This is a genomic window from Burkholderia reimsis (genome assembly GCF_003294055.1).
Taxonomy (GTDB): Bacteria; Pseudomonadota; Gammaproteobacteria; order Burkholderiales; family Burkholderiaceae; genus Burkholderia; species Burkholderia cepacia.
In genome coordinates this window covers 69,473-89,836 of the sequence record NZ_QMFZ01000012.1, presented here as the reverse complement: position 1 = coordinate 89,836, position 20,364 = coordinate 69,473, and the positions used below count along the sequence as shown (strand labels likewise).

General features: G+C 61.7%; 20 protein-coding genes. 2 read left to right on the top strand and 18 right to left on the bottom strand.

Features of this window, described 5'->3' with window-relative positions:
• Positions 1–15: 15 nt before the first annotated feature.
• From DPV79_RS16170 to DPV79_RS16085, 18 genes are all read right to left on the bottom strand, one after another.
• Positions 16–675 (bottom strand): hypothetical protein, encoded by a 660-nt coding sequence (locus tag DPV79_RS16170; protein WP_113045904.1) that lies wholly within the window; start codon positions 673–675, stop codon positions 16–18.
• A 2-nt stretch (positions 676–677) separates the two neighbouring features.
• On the bottom strand, positions 678–1,187 hold the full coding sequence (locus DPV79_RS16165; RefSeq protein WP_113045903.1) for a glycoside hydrolase family 108 protein: 510 nt from the start codon (positions 1,185–1,187) through the stop codon (positions 678–680).
• A 20-nt stretch (positions 1,188–1,207) separates the two neighbouring features.
• A complete protein-coding gene (locus DPV79_RS43065; RefSeq protein ID WP_208866727.1) occupies positions 1,208–2,617 on the bottom strand; it encodes a hypothetical protein in 1,410 nt (469 codons plus the stop codon).
• Between the two features lie 316 nt (positions 2,618–2,933).
• The gene (locus DPV79_RS16155; protein ID WP_113045902.1) at positions 2,934–6,101 is read right to left on the bottom strand and encodes a phage tail protein; all 3,168 of its coding nucleotides are present in this window, start codon (positions 6,099–6,101) and stop codon (positions 2,934–2,936) included.
• Positions 6,102–6,512: an NlpC/P60 family protein gene (locus tag DPV79_RS16150; protein WP_244321761.1), complete on the bottom strand. Its 411-nt coding sequence runs from the start codon at positions 6,510–6,512 to the stop codon at positions 6,102–6,104.
• Positions 6,512–7,618, bottom strand: coding sequence for a DUF2163 domain-containing protein (locus DPV79_RS16145; protein WP_113045900.1), 1,107 nt, complete (start codon positions 7,616–7,618; stop codon positions 6,512–6,514). The genes DPV79_RS16150 and DPV79_RS16145 overlap by 1 nt, the downstream gene beginning before the upstream one ends.
• The gene (locus DPV79_RS16140; RefSeq protein ID WP_113045899.1) at positions 7,615–8,517 is read right to left on the bottom strand and encodes a DUF2460 domain-containing protein; all 903 of its coding nucleotides are present in this window, start codon (positions 8,515–8,517) and stop codon (positions 7,615–7,617) included. Before DPV79_RS16140 ends, DPV79_RS16145 begins: the two co-directional genes overlap by 4 nt.
• Positions 8,514–11,264 (bottom strand): hypothetical protein, encoded by a 2,751-nt coding sequence (locus DPV79_RS16135; protein ID WP_133295667.1) that lies wholly within the window; start codon positions 11,262–11,264, stop codon positions 8,514–8,516. Before DPV79_RS16135 ends, DPV79_RS16140 begins: the two co-directional genes overlap by 4 nt.
• Positions 11,265–11,468: 204 nt before the next feature.
• Positions 11,469–11,822 carry a hypothetical protein gene (locus DPV79_RS16130; RefSeq protein WP_113045897.1) on the bottom strand — a complete coding sequence of 118 codons (354 nt, stop codon included), beginning with the start codon at positions 11,820–11,822 and terminating at the stop codon, positions 11,469–11,471.
• A 13-nt stretch (positions 11,823–11,835) separates the two neighbouring features.
• The gene (locus DPV79_RS16125) at positions 11,836–12,612 is read right to left on the bottom strand and encodes a hypothetical protein (protein ID WP_208866726.1); all 777 of its coding nucleotides are present in this window, start codon (positions 12,610–12,612) and stop codon (positions 11,836–11,838) included.
• Positions 12,613–12,670: 58 nt separating this feature from the next.
• Positions 12,671–13,009, bottom strand: a complete 339-nt coding sequence (locus DPV79_RS16120) for a hypothetical protein (protein ID WP_133295666.1) — start codon at positions 13,007–13,009, stop codon at positions 12,671–12,673.
• A 109-nt stretch (positions 13,010–13,118) separates the two neighbouring features.
• The gene (locus DPV79_RS16115) at positions 13,119–13,583 is read right to left on the bottom strand and encodes an HK97 gp10 family phage protein (protein WP_113045894.1); all 465 of its coding nucleotides are present in this window, start codon (positions 13,581–13,583) and stop codon (positions 13,119–13,121) included.
• A 35-nt stretch (positions 13,584–13,618) separates the two neighbouring features.
• Entirely contained in the window at positions 13,619–14,191 is a 573-nt protein-coding gene (locus DPV79_RS16110) for a head-tail connector protein (protein ID WP_113045893.1), read from the bottom strand.
• Between the two features lie 12 nt (positions 14,192–14,203).
• Complete coding sequence (locus DPV79_RS16105) at positions 14,204–14,407, bottom strand: hypothetical protein (protein ID WP_133295665.1); 204 nt, start codon at positions 14,405–14,407, stop codon at positions 14,204–14,206.
• Between the two features lie 64 nt (positions 14,408–14,471).
• Positions 14,472–15,974, bottom strand: coding sequence for a hypothetical protein (locus tag DPV79_RS16100; RefSeq protein WP_133295664.1), 1,503 nt, complete (start codon positions 15,972–15,974; stop codon positions 14,472–14,474).
• A gap of 72 nt (positions 15,975–16,046) precedes the next feature.
• Positions 16,047–17,381 carry a hypothetical protein gene (locus tag DPV79_RS16095; RefSeq protein WP_133295663.1) on the bottom strand — a complete coding sequence of 445 codons (1,335 nt, stop codon included), beginning with the start codon at positions 17,379–17,381 and terminating at the stop codon, positions 16,047–16,049.
• Positions 17,378–18,277: a phage minor head protein gene (locus tag DPV79_RS16090; protein ID WP_113045889.1), complete on the bottom strand. Its 900-nt coding sequence runs from the start codon at positions 18,275–18,277 to the stop codon at positions 17,378–17,380. The genes DPV79_RS16095 and DPV79_RS16090 overlap by 4 nt, the downstream gene beginning before the upstream one ends.
• Positions 18,274–19,782 (bottom strand): phage portal protein, encoded by a 1,509-nt coding sequence (locus tag DPV79_RS16085; RefSeq protein ID WP_113045888.1) that lies wholly within the window; start codon positions 19,780–19,782, stop codon positions 18,274–18,276. The genes DPV79_RS16090 and DPV79_RS16085 overlap by 4 nt, the downstream gene beginning before the upstream one ends.
• A 125-nt stretch (positions 19,783–19,907) precedes the next feature.
• On the opposite strand from DPV79_RS16085, the gene DPV79_RS16080 reads away from it, so the two are divergent.
• Together DPV79_RS16080 and DPV79_RS16075 are read left to right on the top strand one after the other, a co-directional pair.
• Positions 19,908–20,135 (top strand): hypothetical protein, encoded by a 228-nt coding sequence (locus DPV79_RS16080; protein WP_113045887.1) that lies wholly within the window; start codon positions 19,908–19,910, stop codon positions 20,133–20,135.
• Between the two features lie 25 nt (positions 20,136–20,160).
• A complete protein-coding gene (locus DPV79_RS16075; protein ID WP_113045953.1) occupies positions 20,161–20,358 on the top strand; it encodes a superinfection immunity protein in 198 nt (65 codons plus the stop codon).
• Positions 20,359–20,364 lie beyond the last annotated feature (6 nt).

The following is a 20,364-nucleotide window of genomic DNA, read 5'->3' as shown; positions in this document are numbered from 1 at the left end:
TCGATGCAGCCTGTTCTAGCTGTTGGTGGCCGGCCGGGTAGACGCACCCTTGATCGGGCCGCCGAAAGCCTGCGTGAAGGCCGTAGCCATCGCCTCGGACTTTTGCTCACTGCCTTTGCTCGACCCGAAGTAAAACGACACAACCTGCGTGGCGTTGCTCGCGACGTAGCCGATGATCGTCCCGATGAAGCCCGACACCATGCCGACGAGTGCAGCGTCGCTCACGGCCATCTTTCCGGTCAACAGCGCAGCAGCGCCAAAAAGCGCGCCGACGCATACGAGGCCGAACGTGGACAGCACCGCGACGCCGAGCCAGAACACGCGCTGATTCGCTGCGTTAGCGCGCCGCGCGTCCTCTACATCGGCCATATAGGCTTGCTCCTCCGTTACGGCGAGCTGCGCTAACGCTTCATTATTCTTAAATCCGAGTTCGGCCATGCGCGCGGCATAGTCTTGGTCGGCTTTTTTCAGCGCGATTAATTGCTCGGGCGTCGCGCCGCCGATCGCGGTAGCGAGCTGATCCTGTCGGGCCTGCATCGATTCGTCGGTTTTGGGGGTTAACCCGAATACCTGTTCGAGCGCAGCGACCGCACCGCCCAACAGCGGAGTGCCCGCGACCGTCGCGATGGTCGGCGCGACTTGTTCGAGCACGTTGAGAACGTCACCCCATGCCATGATCAGCCCCCGTGATTGAGACAGAGCAGAAACAGCCGTTTGAACCAGCCGAGGCCGTTACCGGGAAAGATCGGCGAGTGCGTGTATCGGATGCCGCGCGACGCCATGAATAGCGCGACGTGTTCGGCGTCGGCGTTCTGCGCAGCGGCGAGCGTGACCGGGCCAATCACACCATCGACTTTCACGCCGAGCGCTTGCTGTAGCGTCATCTTGGCCGTGCCGACACCCTGATTAACCGCGCAGTCGAAAACGAACAGCGCGAGCGGCCACGGCATCTGATCAGCGCACGACGCGGCCCAATAGTCCGAGCCATAGATCGCCTTCGCATCGTCGGGCGTGAGGTTCGCGAAATCGAGGTTCGGGTATGACGCGGCGCTGATGCCGTACTTCGTCCCCTTGAACGTGCCGATGCCGACCTTCCCGCTCGTCCAGTTTCCGGGATCGTTCTGGTCGGTCGAGAATCCACCCTCAACGCCGACGACAAGCGCGAACGCTTGATCGAAAGTATCCATGTCACACCTCTTGATACGCGTTATGCGATGGTGAAAGACATGCAGGTAACGATGCTTTGAACGTTCGAGTTCGACGACCCGAGATTCGTATTGCACCAGATACCTGCCTTCGTCGGTGCAACGGTGAGCCAGTTCGTAACGCTGACTCGATAGACCTCACCCCACGTTTCGCCGTCCGGCGACAGGGAGTAGATGAAGTTCCCGCCCGACGTGTATTGCAGCCGCATCCAAACGTGTACCAGCGGGGACAGCGCGCCGATTCCGGGGCCAGTCGTGCGACCGCCGAACGAATTCATGCCGATCCACTGCACATAACTGACCGCTGCCGTGAAGCCGTCGAGGGCAAAAATCGCGGTGTTCGGATTAGAGTCCTGCACGGCAAGGCCGAAGTTCGTCGCGTTGCCCTTCAGCACCGACGCCACCAGCATGGCCGTCATCGTCCACGTAGAGCCACCGGGCGGCGTCACGTATGCAAACGTGTTGTTATCCGCGCCGTTCGTGGCCGGAACCTTCATCGCGAAGCCGCGCCCGCTCGCGAGGTTCGCGATCGATCCGGTGCTGCCGCTCTGCGTGGCAAGCGTGAAGCTGCTGGCGCTCGGGTTGTTCGCGAGGTAGTAACCGAGCGCGTCCTTCGGCGTTGTGGTCGCGGGCGCTGCGCCGCGCAGAGAAAACCAGTTCGAGCCGTCCGTAAAGACCGTCACGCCGGTATTTTGCGAAAGCGCGAGCGTGCCATTGAGCACGCCGTCGAGGTATGCGCCGGTCGGAACGGAAAGCGTCATGACGCCCGCGCCGATGTTCGCAAAATCGCAGTACCAGCCAGAAGGAAAGTTCGTACCGCCTGCCGTCGGCAATGCTTGCGCGACCGCGCTGGCCGAATTCATGACGATGCCCGCGCCACGGTCGCCGGTCCCGACGGTATGCGCTGATGTGTAAATCGTCGGAATCAGGTTCGCGCGAATCGTGCCGCTCGTCGTGATATCTGCGCCGCTCGCAGTCTCGACGCCTTGCGCTGCGGCCACATCAGTGACCGTCCCGCCGCCGCCGCCACCGCCGCCCGCAGGAACAGCCCATGTGCCGTTTTCGCACAGGTAGCGCGTCGATCCGGCCGTCGAGCCAGGATCGGGAACGCCGCCCGGCGCGTGCGACGAACCCGAAGCGCCGAAAATGGGGATATCGCCACCGACGAGTGCGCGGAACGTCGGGGCCGCTGCTGCGCCGCTCGACGGGCCAGCAAATACCGTGTTCGCGCTTTGCGTGCTCAGGGTGACAGTGATTGTGCCGCTCGTCGTAATCGGCGAGCCAGTCACGCTGTAAATACCCGGCATCGATACGCCGACGCTCGTAACAGTCCCTGCGCCGAGGGTCGCCGTCGCGCTCGGCTGATAGCTGCGGTCGTCGGTGTAGCTCGAAACGGTCGCCGTGCCCGTCACGATCGTATAGAGAGGAATCGAGCCAGTCGGGAAACCAGTCGTGTTGACGCTGACAGCGCCCGTCGTCGCGTTCGAGTAGACGTAGTTGGTCGTGCTCGCCGTGAGCGTGACCGTACCGTTGGCCACAGTGTTGATCGTGCCGCCGACGACGAACGCGCCACCGTAATAGCCCCACGTGAGGCCCGAGCACGCGCTCGCATGTCGGCCCCACAACGTAGCAGGCGACGCCGCGTCCATCAGCGCGTTAATCACCGCTTCCTTGTTCGCTTGATTGACCGCGATCGTATCGAGGAGCGTCGTGCTATTGCTCATTTCGTTACCTCACAATGCTGGTGAGCGCCAAGAAGCCGAGAAGCCCCTGATCGCTGTTTTGCGCGACTTGAAAATTGATCGTGTTGCCGGTCGTGAAGCCGTCAGCCGTGATCTGCGCGGCCGTGTATGTGTATGCAGGCTGCGCGGGCGCGGTGAACGGACCCGTAACGACGACGGTTCTAACCACGGTCGTGCCGTTGAGGATTTGAAGCTGGTAGGACTCGCTCGATTCATCGAGCGGAACGTCGGTGCCGTCGAGCCATTGCGCGTTGACACGCGCGCGCCGGAACCACGACAGCGAAATATCCGACGTGCTCGACGTACTGCCGTGACCCGCGACGAACAAGGCAGGCGCGAGCGGCTTAACGCGACCGTTGCTCACGACTTGCGACACGATCGGATTCGCGACGTTAAAGAACAGATTCAAGAGCTGATATTCGAAATACATCGTGTTCCGCAGGTCGCTGATCTGGATTCCTTCGCTGATCAGCTTCGTCGGGTCGAGGAAAACGAACGTGTCGCCGACGACGTGCGACGCCATCGCCCATTCAGTACCGGCGCGGCCACGCAGGAACCCCGACAGCGTGTATGTGTTCGCCGCGATCTGCACGGCGTTGCGGAACAAGACGAGTTCGCCGCCGATATAGGCGTAGCTCGCGCCCGAGAAGAACGTCGAGTAATCGACCGACGACAACCCGCCGACGCCGTACAGGCTCACCGTTACCGTGCTGAGTTCGTCGGGCTGATTGCCGCCGTAGAAATTCGGAAGGGCCGTCGTCGTCACGCCGATGACGGCGGCAGTCACGTCACTCGCTACGGAGCTGTATGTCGTGCCGTCTCGCGAGACTTCGATCGAGATACCCGGCCACGATGCCGCATAACCGCAGGCGGCAAGGTATAGGCCGGGTGAGGTGTCGGAGTCGCGGAGGGGAGGCACATCGAGAACAACCAGCGCAGAAGGCCCGGAGTAGTCAATGGACTGCGGTGTAAATCCCGCAGGCGGCGCACCTTGCGCGCTGAAGTTCGCGAAGTTCGGATAAATGGCAGGGTATTCATATTCGGCATCCCATAGCAGTACGCCTGCCCCGTCGTACTGGCATTTAGTGAGCCGCACGGTATGCACGTACCCATTTTGGTCTGTCAAGCCGACAACATCGGACGGCTCGTAATTGAGATATGCAAGGGACGTGGTGAACTGAAATTTCTTCAGCCCGAGCCATTGCGCCCACATCATTGCTTGCGCACGCGTGAGCGCTTCGCCGTCGTCGAACACGATCGGCACTTGTGCTGCGCCGTCGAGGTTCGATTTGGTCAACGATCGGAACGCGCGTTGCGATGCTGCCTGCCCGTCATTGTTCTTACCTGCATAGGTGAGCGTGAGCGAGCGCGGCGCGCTTTGCTCGAACTCGTTAGCCTGCTGGATCGGATCGATCGTGAAGCCGCCTTGATGATCGCGTGCTGCGCCGAGATCAGCCCACGGGAACACGCCAACCTGTGCTCTGCCGCGCTTCACGAATTTAAGCGTGCCGCCGTCGTCTACTGCGTCGAAGAAATACGACTGCATCAGAGGCACAAGGGCATCACGCGCGCTGCTGTACGACGTGATGCCATAGCCGTACACAAGGTCGGTGAGCTGCGACACATCGATCTGTCCGGCAGTGAGGCCCGCGCGCAAACACACGTCGGACACGATCGAGGCGAGCGTGACCTCGTTCCCGTTCCCGCCGATGGCGAAGTATTTCAGCATGTACGGGCTACCGTACTGAAGCGGCCCGCCCGTGCCCGACCACATCACAAGGTTCTGATTGATCGCGGTCATGCTGTACGGCGCGGGATCGCCGATAAACCCGAGTCGCGTCCACAAGCCTTGAGACGGAATGAAACTCCAGAGCGCGTTACCGGCAGGCTGCGCATAGATGAAAAGGAAATCGTCGTTCAGCACGCACCCGTAATTGCCGGCATTGCCACTGTTCGTCCACGTCGCGACCGTGGCGAGCGTGTGCCGGTCGAATCGATAGATCGTCGCGCCGTCGCCGCTCACTGCATAGACATAGCTCGCCGTGCCGCCGATGACGTTGTAACCCCAAGGGTGCGTCGCGCTCGTCGCAAGCACCATGCCGGGTAGCTGCGGCGTGGCGAACTCAACCGGGGCCGTCGAGCGAATGACAGAAGTATTCGCCGTGAGGCCGCCTGCATAGAAGTCCGCGCCGTTGCGCCAGTAGCTTGCGAAGTCGGACGGAAAGCCATCAGTCGCGAACTGCGAATAAAAGCCTACCGGCGTGATCCACTGCTTCAGGAGGTTATTCAGAAATCCGGGTACGTCCGACGTGCCGCGAAAATCACCGAACGGGTTATAGCTGAACCCGTAGTGAAGGTCAGGCAGGCGCGCAGGGCCATAGGCCGACATTTGCACTTCGACCGCGCGATGCGCGCCGAACGGGTTTTGTGCGACGCCCATAGCGAGGCCGCCGCTTCCCGTAATGTGCGGCATCTGCCACGCGCCCGCGTCCGGCCCCAGGTACGAGTCGTTAAAGATGAACGGGAAACTTGCGGCGATGCCCGGCACGCCGACCACGTTTGCAGAGGTCATAACCTCGAACTCAAACGTCGGGATCACGTTCCCATACGGCAGCAGGTTCAAGCCGTTAAACACGACGTAGCAGATACCGCGATGCGCGGGCACGTTGCCGACCCCGAGATACGATTCCATCGTCGGGTCGGGCATCTGGTTTTCGTCGCCGGGATAGAAAACCCAATTCGTGAGCATCGCAGCCGAGCCGCTGATCGCTTCGAAGTTCGACGGGTTCGACACGTCATAGACGAGTTTGTGATTGGCCCAGATACGGCGAATCCCGCCGATCGTGCCGTTGCACAGCGCGATGGCGATCGACATGTTCGCGGCTTCGACAGGCGACTTTTTTTTGTCTTGCTCGCTGACCGTGACCGGGCTGGCCCAAATGACGTTTCCCGATACGCGAAACGTGCCGTAGATGGTCGGAATCCACCGGCCGTATGCGCTGTCTTGGATCGTGAGGTCATGCAGCGCGGGCGGCTTCGGCGGGAACAGAAGGCCACCGATCAGCCCACCGGCCATGAATCCGATCTGCGCGCCGAGCGGCCCGCCGAGCACGCCACCGACGATCGCGCCTGCGGCACTGAGGACGAGCTGCATTTAGACGACTCCCGGAACGTGGTAGGCGCAGCGGATAAGCGACCGCATGCGATCGTCGAGACGGTGCTCGATTACTTCCTTGTTCGGCACGAAGGCGTGGATCACGTGATCGCGATCGGTGAGAATCGCGACGTGTGACGGCGTGCCGTTCCACTGAAAAAGCAGCACGTCGGCCGCATCAGCATCAGCGAGTGCGACGCGCTGCATGTTCGCCTCGCAATACGTCGCGAGCGATTCGCCCATGCGCAGCTTGTAGCCCGACACGTCGAACTCAGTGAGGCCGAACGACTTCGCTACGCAGACCACCAAGCCGCCGCAATCGACGCCGATACCCTTGAGTCGACCCTGTGCTTTGAACGGCGTATGCAGCCACGTGCGGGCCTCTGCGACGAACTCCGCGCGCGTGCACATCAAGACACCTGCGGGCGGATCACCGTGTCGATACCCGGCACGTAGGGTTCACCGCGAAAATTAACGACGTTGTTCCACCGGTTTTTGCACGTGCCGAATTGCTTGTCACAGCCTGCGACGATCGAATAGGTATCGCCCGGCGCGATCGGATATTCCATCGGCAGCGCGAGCGTGACGACGCCTGGCGCGAACGTGCGGACCTCCATCGAGTAACCAGCGTTCGCGCCGGTCAGCCACTTGACGGACCCGTATGCGAAATAGCCGATCGTGTAGGTGAAATTGATGAACACCATTTGACCGGCCTGCGAGCTGTTGAACGTGTACAGCCCGCCCGCCGTCACGCTGTATTGACTGCCTCCGGGGCTGCCGGAAACTCGCGTGTAGAGATTCCCCTGAATGTCGGTGACTTGCGAGTTGGCGACGAACGCGCCACCGTTCGGCGGCACGATCTGGATCGTGTACGCGCCCGTGACCGGCACGACAAGACCGCGCGTGTCGGTGTACGGCACGACAGGCCCGGTCTGCGTGAGCGACGGATCGAGCCACGACACGTTAGGGATCGCGACCGCGCTAACGCTGCCGGTGAACGTCAGGGGGCCAAGCCCGCCCGCGATATTGCACTGTCGAACACCAGTCGCGCCGAACGTCGCCCGACAGCTCGGTTGGAAGTGATCGCCGAACCCTTGCTGCATGATCTGTGACGTGCCGCGCAGCTCGGCTGAATACTTGCCGTTCAGGATTTTGATCGCGCCGAGAATGCCTGCTGCGATCTGCACAGTGCCTTGCGTGGCATCCATGTAGTTACAGAGCATAATCACGACCGCCGCCGAGTTCCACAGGCCCGCATCGAGGTCGTATTGCGTGATGCTCGCGCTATCGAAAACGGAGTTCACTTCCATATTCGACACTGACATATCGCTCGTCATGTCGATGGCGCTGGCCGTGTACGCGGCGGACTGGTACGTGTAGCCGCCAATCGTCAGCGGCGCGTCGTGATCGGTGAACGTGAAAATCGCGCCGTCGGTGCGCGTGATTTTCCAAAGCGTCGCAAGCGTGCGCACATCGCCTTGCAGGTGCGCGAGCAGCGCGGGCGAGATAGTTCTCACAGCCGCACCTCGACGATTTTCAGCGTCTGGAACGTGTACAGGCCGCCCGGATCGAACACAGGTTCGAAGGCGTCAGTGGCGAAGCGGCACGGCGTATCGAAAAGCCCGGTCCACGTGAGCGCGTCCGTACCCTGCGGATACATCGATGCGGTGCCGCCCGAGCCGCCCGTGAGGCCGGTCGTGTTCGCCGCGAGCGTTAGCGTGGTGCTCGTCGCGCCGATGATCGACCACGCTTGACCGTTGAGAAGCGTTCCGATCGTGCCCGAGACGCCCGTGACGTAGACCGACTTACCGACCGCAGCCGTTGACGGGATCGCCGAGAACGTCAGCACGCAATTGGTCGCGGCGCTCGCACTCGTAATCGACGCGCTGCTGTCCGCTGCGAACGTGACGAGTCCGGTTGTCGTGTCGAGCGTCGCGCCCGCTGCGGTCGTGCCGTTGCGCTTGATCGTCACGCTACCGGGTAGCGGCTTCTGGATCACGCGATAGTCCGACAGAGGCGAAGCGACGTATTGCTTATAGAGCTGCATCACTGGGATTGCTGCGCCGTGCCCGGTCGGCGCTGCGCCGGGTGCGAGCTGCGACGTAGGCAGGCCCAGGATGCCGTTCCCTTCGTCGCTGTAGTCGGTGTAATCGCGCATGCGAAAGCCATACGCTTGACCCTTGCAGACCCGAAAGAAATTGCGCAACGTTTGCAGCACGTAGGCATTCCCGGCGATGCCTTCGGCGCACTCGACGTTCTGCAAATCCCACTGTGCGCGCCCGTATTGCCACAGGCTGTTACGCGTTTCGCGTCCGCTCGTCGAGCCGATCACGATCGTGGAATAGTTGACGCCGCCGAGCGCCCAGCGCGCGAGGTCATCAGGGAATCGCGGCGTTTCGAGAAAGGGCGAAGTCATCCGTTCCTCCGTGCTGCGCGGTTGAGTGCGCCCGCAGCCATAGACGCGATCTGCGATTGCGTGCGTAGGTCAGTCGCTTGGCCGAGTGAGAAGTGATTCGTTACGACAACGCTCCCGACTTGCGGGCGGTTGTAGGCAGCGGGCACGACAGCCTCGCCTCGATGCACGATGGCGAGCTGTGTTTGCGGGATATAGTTCGTTCCCTTGTCATACATCGGAATGCCTGCGCCGATGCCACCGAGGCCAGCAGGTAGCGCCATACCCGCGCCGCTCGTCGCCGCGCTCATCGCATCGGGAACGCCGGTTCCGGCAAGGGAGAAGCCGTAAGAGTTCGTGCTGCCACCGAAGAGGCCGCCGAGCATGTCGCCGAAGCCACCGCCGCCGCCACTCCCACCGCCGCCTGCGCTGATCATGTTCGCGACGGTCATCGTGGCGACAGTCGCGGTCGGGATCGTGGCCGATGCAGCCTGCATCGCGGCGACGGTCATTTGCGAGCTGTTGATACCGGCGAGCGTCGCGCTACCGCTGCCACCGAATAGCCCCTTGAACACAGAGCCGATGCCGGACGATGCAGCGCTGCTGCCGGTCGTCGTGCCCGCGCTCGGCGTCGTGTTCGTGCCTTGATTGCCGAATAGACGCGTCATGAGGTCCGACAGCACACCGCCGCCGCCAGTGCCGCCACCGAAGAGGTTTTCAGTAAGCCCCTTCGCCATGACCTTCGCGATGCCTTGCTGGATCGCAGTGAAGAAATCCATCACGGCCTTGCGCGCGGTTTCCTGTCCGGTCGCGATCTTTTCAAACAAGCCTTCAAAGGACGATTCGACAACCTGCGTCCCCTCGACTTGATACTTCATTTGGTCCTGGATGCCCTTCGCGGACAGCTCGACCATCTTCGTTTGGTGCTCGGCTTCGGCTGCGAGAATGTCGGCGTTAATCTTCGCCAGCTCGACGGGCTTGTTATGTGCGAGTTCAATCTCTTTGTCGAACTCGGCACGCTGCAACGCGAACCGCTGATTTTCGAGGTCTGTCTCGACGGCGATAGACTGCTGCGCGGTTTCCTGCCCGAGCGCGACGCGCAAATCGTTGAGCGCTTTCTGTTGTGCAATCGCCTGCCCGCCCACCGCGACAGTAGACGCCGCAGCGATGCGCGCGAGCTGGTCGTTTTGATCACGCAGCGCGAGCGCATACTCGCGCGCATTGCGCACGCGCGAATCGGCTAGACGTTGTTCGAGGACAGCGAGCTGACCGTCAACCGTGATCTGCTTCGCCTTGAGCTGCAAAGCCTCGTTGGCGTTCTGCGGCTTGATCGACGTGATTGCAGCGCGTTCTTTCTCCTTCGTCCGAATCTCGCCTTGCAGGCCGCGTTCTTCGATCGATTGCCGCTCTTGATAGTAGAGCTGCAATCCGATCGCGCCGGATTTGTAGGCGTCTTGATTCGCGCGCGCCTCTTCCTGCAATTTCTCTTTCAGCAGCGCGAGTTCTGCCGCAGCCTCAGCAGCAGCGACAGCGGCCAGCCCTTTCGACGTGCTGCCGGAGCTGCCGCCCTTGTGCACGACACCCACATCGGGCTTATGGCGCGTCGGGTTCGCCCCCTCGCGCTTTTGTTGCTCATCCCAAATGCGGTGATACGTTTGCAGGAACTTGTCGCCCTCGCCCTTCGCTTGACGGTAGCCGTCGGCGATATCTTTCCCGGCTGCGGTGAAGTTTCCGAACTTGAAATCGTTCGCGGCCTTCGCAATGCCGTTAAGCAGGTCGTCGAGCTGCGAAAGGCCAGTGATCGCGCCGAGCACGATCGTGACCAAGCCCTTGATCACCTCGCCGAAAAACTTGATCGCTTCGCGCGCGCCGTCGCCTGCCACCGCCGTATCGTCGAGCGTCTTAACCAGCTCGTCGAACGCGACAGCGACATGACCGCGCAACGTGTTCGCCATCGCGCTCGAATCAGCGTCGAGTTGGTGCATATGCTCGGCGAGTCGCGCCATCGCGGCGATCGTTTCCTCATCGAGCACGTAGCCGACTTTCTGCGCGTGGTCCTCAAGTTCTTGGAACCCTTCAGCGCCCTTGTTCAGCGTCGGGATAAGCTGCTGACCGTTGCGGCCCATCAGCTCCATTGCGAGCGCGGTTTTATTCGCGCCGTCCGCATGATCTTTGAACGTCTCAGCAATGCGCTGGTAGACCTGATCGAGCGACAGATTTTTGAGGTCTGCGCCTTTGACGCCGACGAGCGCGAGCGCTTCGGCTGCTTCCTTCGAGCCGCCGCGCGCCTCCGCCATGCGCCGCGCGAGCTGGAACATCGCGTGTTGCATGTCGTCGAACGTCAGGCCCGTGACACGGCCGACATAGCCGAGGCGTTGAATCTCTTCGGCAGCGATGCCGGTTTTCTGCGACGCGTTATCGACCGCCTCGCCATACTCGCCGATGGCCTTGACTTGCTCGATGGCCCAATCGCCAACAGCACCAGCAATCGCGACTTCGCCTAACGTGTGCGCGAACTTCGTGATGGAGTTAAGTCGCCCCTCGATCTTTTCGAGGTTCTCATTAACCTGCGCGGCTGACTCCTTTGCAGAGCGGCCCATTTCGCGAAAGTGTTCAGACACAGACTCACTAACCGCACGCGAGCGCGCGCTCAAGGCATCGAGCGACGCGCCCATGCGGTTAGTGGTTTCTTCGGTCACATCGGCGAGATTGACCTCAGCATCGGTCGCCTGTTTCGTGTCCGCAGTGACCTTGACGTTAACTTCGTCCATTTACGGAGACTCCATCAGGCGGGGATTGCATCAGCGCCGCGATAATCGATTGCTGATCATTCGCGCTGCGCCGCTGATAACCGAAGAAACCCGCGAGCATCACGTGCGGGGGAGGTGCTTCTTCCCACGCGTGCTGTATCGCGTTCCATCGAGGCACGGTCATGCACTCATCGATGTATTCCCACGACCAGCCGAACGCCAGCGCTAGGTCGTTGTAGATGCCGTGCCAGCCGATTCCCCCACTTGCGCCGCCCCCTTGCCGTTCGGCTTCGCCTCATACCCGGAGACGCCGAGCAGCGCGAGCATGGCCGCCTGTGCGTTCGACACGTCGAGCAAATCGAGCATGTCGTCGTTCGTGACCTCGGGGTAATTGCGCTGCACGCAAGCGGTGATGACCGCAACGAACGCGGCCCGCGTCTCGGGATCAGAGACGAACGAGCCGCCTTTGTTGACCACCGCGAGCGGTTCGGCCAGTGTTTGCAGCAGCTTGAAATTCAGCGGCGGGATAACGAAATCCCGCGCGCCGAGCTTGACCGACACGCCGTCGATAAGTGCCATCGTTGCCCCCGAGTTATTGCGTCGTGCTGATTTGCATGACGCGGTTCTGTGCGTCAGCGAACGCGCTGTAATCCATTTGCGGGATCACGAAGTCATCGAGCTTGGTTTGAATCGCGAGCTTCGAGGCGACGACGTTGTAAAGGTGCGCCGTCACGCTCGCGCCGTTGTACGGCAGGAACACATCGAGCGAGAAAGTCGGCGTGTAGCCCAGCGGCTGCGACGTGATCACTTGGTTTTGCACCGTCGTGCTCGTCGCCGTGTACTGGAAATTGATGAAAACCTTTTTGCCTTCATCAGCAGCCGCGAAGGTGTACGTTCCTGCGCTCACGCTGTACTGACCAGCAGCAGGACTCGATGCGACCACAACCATCGGGTTGCCGTTCGTGTCGAGCACGCCCAGGTCGGCCACCCACGTCCCCGAACTCGGCACGGTCGGCGTGATCGTGTACGGGCCAGTGGCGGGGATCAGCTCGCCGATCGTGTCGAGCACGTCGGCAAAGATTCCGGCCGACTGCGGCTGACCGAAGAACAGCGACGCCCACGCGCGGCCGTTGATCTGCGCGTTTTTGATGTTCCCGGAAATCTTGGCCGTGCCGCGCCCGATCGCAACCGGGAATTGCAACGTGCCGTAGAGTTCCTTCGTCGAGAAATCGATATCGATCGAAATCTCTTGAGCGACACCGAACCGAACCGGCGTCGGGTTGCTGATGGCGTTGCCCTGCGAATCAGTAAGCGGCGTGCCCCACAGTGCACCCGCGCCAAAGAGGGTTTGCATGGTGTCTACTCCCAAAATGAAAAAAGGCGCTCGCGATGGAGCGCCTATCGAGGCGATGAATGGTCAGAGTGAGTTAGCCGGTCACGTACATTTGCACCGGCACGATTGCGACCGACTGATCCTGCAACGTGCCTTCAACAATCAACACTTCGCCTTCAATCCATGCGTGCTCGACCAGCCCGCCGAGCGTCTGGTTATTCATCGGGTCGCCGGGCGTCGGCGCGAGCGCGTTATCGATCGCGTCGAGGATCGCGTTAATCGGCGACGCGGGAATCGACGCGCTGTCGCCCGCCTGCACGTACACGACGAGATCGACAAACAAGTGGTATTTCTTCGGCAGGCCGCGCCGTTCGTGCTGGATACGTTCGCTTTTCTGCACCTGAAAAACGGCGGGCTGTTCACCCGGCGGCACTTGCGACGCGAGCTGAAAGCGTCGGCCGATCGTCACCGCATACGGGGCGACCGCGGCCTGTACGAGCGCGAACAAGGCCGCATAGATGGGTTCGCGCTGGATCGACATGTCAGCCCTTCATCGCGCGCGCTGCGGCGCGCTGTAGGTCGTCGAGGATCGTTTGCCGCATGTCGGCAAGCGAGCTGCGGAGATACGAGTGTTCCGGGATCGGGATCGCGTGCGGCTTCGTGCGCGGCAAGCGTTGCGCGAGCGCTGCCGCTGCCTTGTTCGAGATGAAGGTCGAAACGCCGTGATCGATCAAATACGCGGTGCCGCCCGGATGCGCGATCGTGCCGCCGTATTCGAGGATTCGCGCATACGGCGTGTTCGCGCCGAGCACGCCGACAATTTCGTTCGGGTTGCCGAACTCCATGTATGGCGTGATCGACGCGGCGAGCGTGCCGGTTTTGCGGCGTAGCACTTGGCTCGACAGCTTCTCAGTGACGACGTGTCGCTGTAGCTTGATCAAGTCGTCATAGATCGCATTGCGCAGCGCGTCGCGCAGCTTGTCGGGCATCGCGCGAAAGTGCGCCATGACAGCCTGATCGCCGGTAATCTTCGATTCGAAAATCACACCGGCACCTGCTTTTTGTACTGCGCGAGCAGCACGGCTTGCGCGGGCGACAGCGCTGCGTCGTCATAGACGATGTGCTGACCATCGACGCCGACCGCGCCGGACAGGCCGATGTGATCGCGCTGCCGATAGCGGAGGCCGACCAGCTCGTTACAGCATTGGGCCAGGTCTGCCGGGATCGTCGTATAGCCTGCCGTGTATTCAAGCTGCACGTTCGCGATACCGGCCCAAAACATGTAGCCGTGCAATTTGATGCTCGTATCGTTGAACACGTATCCCGCGCCGGGCCAGTTCGGCGAGCCGACGACCGGGGCAGGCGGGATGATCAACGATCCGATCATCACCGATTCGACCGCAGTAATCGGGTAATGCGCGACCGACATGGCGCGCGTGCCTTTCCCGTTGCGGACTTCAGTGAACGACTGCGAAACGAACTCGCGGTCACAGTATGTTTCGATGTACTGCGAAGCTGACGTGATCAGAGACGACAGCAGCGCGTCATCGTTCGACGTGGCGACTTTGCACCACGCCTTGACCGCAGCAAGCGTCGTGAGGTCGATTGCGGCCATGATGCACCTCGCTTACTCGGTCTTGTCCGGTGCCGGGGCTTTTTCCGTCCATGCCGGATTGAGGCCCGCGTCATCCTTCAGCATGAGGCCGTGCGCTTGGGCCTCGCTCACGAACTCTTCTTCGACTTCGACGAAGCCCTTTTTAATCTCGCGCAGCACACCGCCGATCGTGATCGATTGCAGCCAGTCGGGCGCTTTCATGCGTACCAGTGCCATGATTCCCTCCGCAAAAAAAAAGCCGCCCCCGACCAGAGGGGCGGCATGCGCTCACTCGCAGGCATTAACCGTTGCCGATGTTCGTCAGCACGCCCATTGCGAACGGGGCATACACCGCGAGCACTTCCTCGGCGTACACGCCCATTTCGTAAGCGCGCGTCTTGAGCGGCCAGTCAATCTCGTAATAGTCGCGGTGCAAGTGCACCTCGGCCACTTGCGGCACTTCGTTGTTCTGGTATTGCATCGGGAGGTCTTGCGTCCAGAACAGGATGGTGCCGGGCGGGATGGTCGGGTGGATCAGAATCGGCACCTTGTAGCCGCCGTTCGCGCCGAACGGGTTGAAGTAGGCTTCGATGCTGCCGCCCGCAAAGATCGCGTAGGGCGATGCACCGTCGCGCGTGTAGCGCAGCAGCGGGCCGCTGGACGAGTTCAGAATCTTCGCCAGCATGTTCTGGTACTCCTGCGCGTTGCAGTAGAGCACCGTCGGCGAAACGCGGTACAAATCCCACATACGGCGGAACGCGGTGTCAATCTCGTTGATCGAGCCGCGCGAGGATGCCGTCATGAAGGTGCCGGTGCCTGCCGTGCCGGTCGCGAACGTGTTCACATACGCGCCGTTGGCCGGGTTCAGCGCCCACGACAGCAGGCCGTCATAGCCGAGCGAGTTTTGCGACGCGTCGGCCGTGATCGCGCTGGCGTTCTGGTTGCCGGTCGAAAGCGAAGTGAGCGCGACCGAGTTAATGGTCGTGATCGCTTGCAGGGTCTCGTTGCCGGTCGTGCCGACGTACCACGCATAGGCCATTGCGCCCGTGACCGGCGCAACGCTCGCGCTGATCGTGGACGTGGTGCCGGTAAGTGCGCCCGTGCTCGCGGCTGCACTCTTGTTCGATGCGCCCGAGTTCAGACCGAACGTTTGACCGTCTGCGCCGGTCACGGTCGTGGCGGTCGGAACGCCAGCAGCCGAGACGGTCGCGATGCGGTACGCCGTATAGGCGAGCGCCACGACGATCACGTTATACGTGCCTGCCGCGATCGTGCCGCCCGTGCCTGCGCTCGATACCGTCGGCGTGGCCGGAACGCCCAGCGCGATCGACATGTTCGAGCCGAGCAGCGCGTCCTCTTCCTTCAGCATCATTTTTTGCAGCAGGCGAATCGCGGCGGTCGCGCGCACGTCCTCGAAATCGCGACCGGCCGATTCAGCCTCGAACGTCACGCTTTCTTCTTCGCCGAGCGTCGCATACGAGGCGAGCGCGTTGACGGCGCTGTAGCTCATGCGCCCGGCGCGCTGACCTTCGGGCACGAAGCCGATCGAGTCGAAGCCCGAGCCTTGAATCGCGCGGATCACCTTCCAGCGGGTCGCCGTATCGCCACGGCCCGGCACGCGGGGCAGGCTGTTGCGGATCGGCGTGAGCACCGGATAGAGGTTCTTCGCCGGGGCTTGCAGGTCATACGACACCAGCCCGGTGCTGGTGCTGATGGTGTTCGCCTTGTTCAGCGGAACGCCCATATCGGCCGCAAGCGCGCTTTTGACGAGCGCTTGCAGCTCTTGCATATTGAGGGAACCCATTTTGTTTCTCCAAAAAAAAGCCGCGCCTACGGGGGCGCGGCGCGGCCTGAGAAAACAGCGGTTAGTGGTTGATCATTTGCTCGGCGTGTTCGGACGAACGCTCCGCGCTCCGTATTTGTGGATGAACTTGACCATCGGCAGCGGATCGCCGTCGATCTGCGCTTGCGACGCGCGTTCGAGTTCTTCGTCGATCGTGGATTTGGTGCACGCGTTCACGGTCATGTCTGCGGACTTTTCGATGGTCTTGAGCACGCCCTTGGTCGGCGCGGGCATGTCCTCAAGTTCCTTGATGCGCGCGTGCGCCTTGGCGAGCGACACGACGAGCTGGGCGGCTTTCTCCATCCCGGACGTACCTTCGACGGGATCGAGTCCGGCAGCCTTGCACAGCTCGTCTACGCCAGCCGCAAGGGCAAAGTCGTCATCAAGGTCGGCCGCGTCATCGTGGCCGTCGTCACCGCCGCACATCGCGCCAGCCTTTACGAGCGAGTCGTGCGCCGCCTGCAAATGTGCAAGGTCTGCTTTGCTGTTGCGAGCGCCGACCTTTTCGAGTGCTGCGGCAGCAGCAGCTTTCGCGGCGTCGTCGGCGTCACCATCGGCCGCGCCGCCGTCGTCTTGCGTTTCCGAAGTGCCAGATTTGGCACCGTCGCCTCCGCCAGCGTCTGCGTTACCGTCAGCGTCGTCACCACCATTCCCAGACTTGCCGGTGTCATCGTCGTTACCATCGCCGTCACCCTTGTCCGCTTTCTCGACTTCGCCCGCGCCGGTCGTGTCGGCTGCTGCTGCCGTCGTCGCGGTGTCGGCGAAGTCGCGTTTCTGAAGGTCAGCCAGTGCGAGTTTCAGCACCTCGCGCGGGTCGATCGTGCCTTTGTTCAGCAGCTCGGCGAGCTGATCGATTGCTTCGAGGGAATCGGTCGCGCCCGTGAACTTGCGCATTTCTTCCGAGCCGTCAGCCTTCACAACCTTGAACGTAGCGGACGGGATGCACGGGTAATCGACGAGCGACCCCTCGGCCGGGATCGCCTCATAGCGGCGGTGCCCTTGATCGGTCCACGTCTTGCCGTATTTGCCGCCGATCGAGAAGCCCGTGTACACACCTTCGAGAACCTTGTTCCATTCGGTGTCGTCGACGACCTTTGCGACCGCCTCGATACGCCGCGACTCGTCGTCGAATTGCAGGTCGGTGAACTTGCCTGCCGCTACCTTGCCGTGCATGGCGCGCAGGTTGCCGACAGACTTGCCGTCCGTCGCCTTCGCGATATCGCCCGACCATGCCTGAAAGTGCGGCTTGCTCGACGCGTAGTCGAGGACTTCGCCCGAGCGGTCAATCTCTTCGGCCGCGAGCGTCCCGTAAACGAGCCGCTTCTCAACGTCCACTTTCGTGAGCGGCACAAAAATTTTCATGCTCATGATTCGTCCTCATCGTTCGCGTATGTGGTGCCGACGATCACGCATCGACAGTTAGGGTGAGCGGGCGTCGCATCGTCGCCACTCGGGAACACGTCATCAATCGGAATGTCCCCCGCGTCGGCGTTGGCTTGACACACTTCCTCTACCTTGTCGTCGCCTGCCGTAGACCATGCTTTCTTCTCGACACGACCATCGGCACGCCACGCGTCGAGCGTCCCGTTCGAGTTCGCGAGCCGCGCCTCGGTGCGTGCGATCGTGTTTGCGCGCGTGTAGTCGAACGCGGCGTCATCGATGATTTGCTTCGTGAACTGTTCGGCCGACCAGCCTTGTTCGAGCGCGTCTTGCGTGAGGGACTTGATCGCCTCGCGCGTCGTGTCGTCGATTCGCCAGCGCGCATCGGGGTTATCGACGAGCTTCCCGTCAACGCGTTTCTTGCCGACCATTTCGGCCGCGCGCGCCTGCGCCCATTCGACCGCCGCATCGTTGACCACATCGAAGTTCACCGCGTCGCGCGCGGCGCTACTCGACAGACCTTCGCGAACCTCGCCGACCTGAATCACCGCCGACGCGCGCGCCCCTTTGTATGTGCGGGCGAGTGGATCGAAGATTTCGTCGGGGAGTGTTTCGAATGATGACCAGTCGAGTTCTTCGTCAAGTGCGTCGGCTGCTGCGGCTGCGCTCGCTTCGTCGAGCTGCGGGATCGAGTCGTTTTCGCCATCGTCATCATCATGTGCGGCCTTGCTGACATTCGCGCGCAGGCCGTCGAGCTTCGGGCCAGCCTGCCGCGCGATATCGTGCGAGAGGCCAGTTAGAAAGCGCTGCATCGTGCGCTTGATACGCGCGCGCTGCGTCTGCACTTCACTGCGTTCCGGGTCCGGCATCACCAGCCGGATCAAGCTGCCTTTTTTTTTTCGCCGCGCGACGCCTTCGCTACCTTCTCGGTCGCATTGTCGAAGTCGTCATTCTTGCGGGGCGCGCGTCCGCCGCCGTCGTCCTCATCGGGCTTCAGTCCTTCCGGGCCATTCGGGCGCGGCAGCACTTGATCAGACTCGTCGGTGTCGAGGGGTTCAAGGCCGAGGTTTTCGCGAACCTCGTTCGGCACCATGACCTGATTCATCAAATAGATTTGATCGATCTGCGCTTGTTGGAGCGGGTCAACCGCATAGTTGTCGTTCCAGACAAACTCAAGGTCAGGCGCTTTCATGTATCGCGTGATCACGCCATCGATCAGCAGCTTCAGCCACTTTTTGAGTGCGGCCTGTCCCTCCGCGATCGATTGCTCGCGCGCGGTCTGCGCCGTGGCGCGGTTCTGCTGTTTGATGAACGGTGTCGGCTCGACGCTGAACGCGTAGCAAACGACGCGCGCCAGCCATTCGTCGAACTCGTCCGTGAGGCCTGGCTCGCGCGTCTGGACGTAGTGCCCGCCGCCCGGCATGAAACGCGTTTTGCGCCGCTCGGCAGTGTTCCCCGACAGCAGCTCGTCCCAATACTCTTGAAACTGCCGAATCTGTTCAGAGTTCCAGGTGTCGGGCAGGCCGATGATCGAGTCGGGTAGCGAACCCTCGGTGTAATACTGCAAGGTCGCGAGGTTGCGCCGAATGCCGGTGTTGATCGTGACAATGATTTGCTCGACGGGGCTATACCCGTATGCCTTCCACGATCGACGGTTGCGCGGCTTATAGATCAGCTCGTCGAACGTATATTCGACAGCAGGCAGGCCCTTGATGATCTGCTGATAGGCCGGGTCGGGCGACATCGGAATGCGCGCCTGTGCGTCGTATAGCGGCTTGATCAGCGCACCGTCCATAATCTCAAGCGCGTAGAGATCACCGCCGCGCGTGAAGCGCGGCAACACGCACGGCGCATCGATCACGAACAAATCTTCAATAATCATTCGCACCCAATCGGACCACGTATTGATCCGGTCGGGGTACATGAAAAATTCGGTGAGCTGCTGACAGCGCGCGTCCTGCGGTTTGTTCTGGTCGCGATACCGGATTTTCCAGTCGAGCTGGTCGAGCTGATCCTTTCGCGTCTCGATCACGATGCGCAGCAAATCCCACGTGTCGGCGAGCATGCGCAGTGTGGCGAAATCCACCAGCTCATCGCCGCGCGGCGTAAAGCGCTGGTTGTAACCGACCGGGTAATCGTATCGACGCCCCCACACCGCATCCTGTGCGACCGGCTGAACCGGGTTAAGCGGCCCCATGAAGTTCTCGGGGCCGACCCCTGCAATGGTCGTCTTGACCGGGTGCGCCGTGCCCGCAGTATCTGCCGCTTGCGGTGTCGTTGCGTTCGCAACCGGTGCGCGACCGGTGACGACATAACGAAGCGCCTGCACAGCACGCCCGACCACGCCGGGGCCGAGCGGCGTAACTTTCGCGCCCTTCGTGTCAGGCATGGTGCGGCCCTCGTTGACAGTTTTACGACGGATGGGACGGGGTTCCTACCAATACGGCGAAGGCGCCCAATGGGCGCAGGCTGGTATCTCGCGCGCGCGTGCGCGCATCACGGGAGACACGAAAAATGGCTAAGTCGATCGACATGACCCCGACCTGGGGCGAGGTCGGGAACATCTACACGCGGTGCGCTGAGTCAGGCGAGACGAAGGCTGTGCGGGGCATGCGCAGCGAAGTTGCCAAGGCGTTCGCTGCTGCTGAGGCTTTCAGCGCGATCCGCAACACGCTCACAGAGGAACAGCGCGCGATTGCTTCGCGCGTGTTGACCGAAGAACTGACGAAGCAAGGTTTCTAACCACACCGGAGACACGACAATGAACATGGACGCACTCAATGGCATCGTTAGCGCGCTCGCAACGATGGCCGTTGTTTTCGCTATCTACTTCGCCCCGGCGATCACCGCATATCGCCGCAACCACCCTGATTACCGGGCAATCGCGACGCTGAACCTGTGCCTCGGATGGACGGCAATCGGTTGGGTCATCGCGCTGGTTTGGGCGCAGAAGTCTTTCAAGTAACCGGAG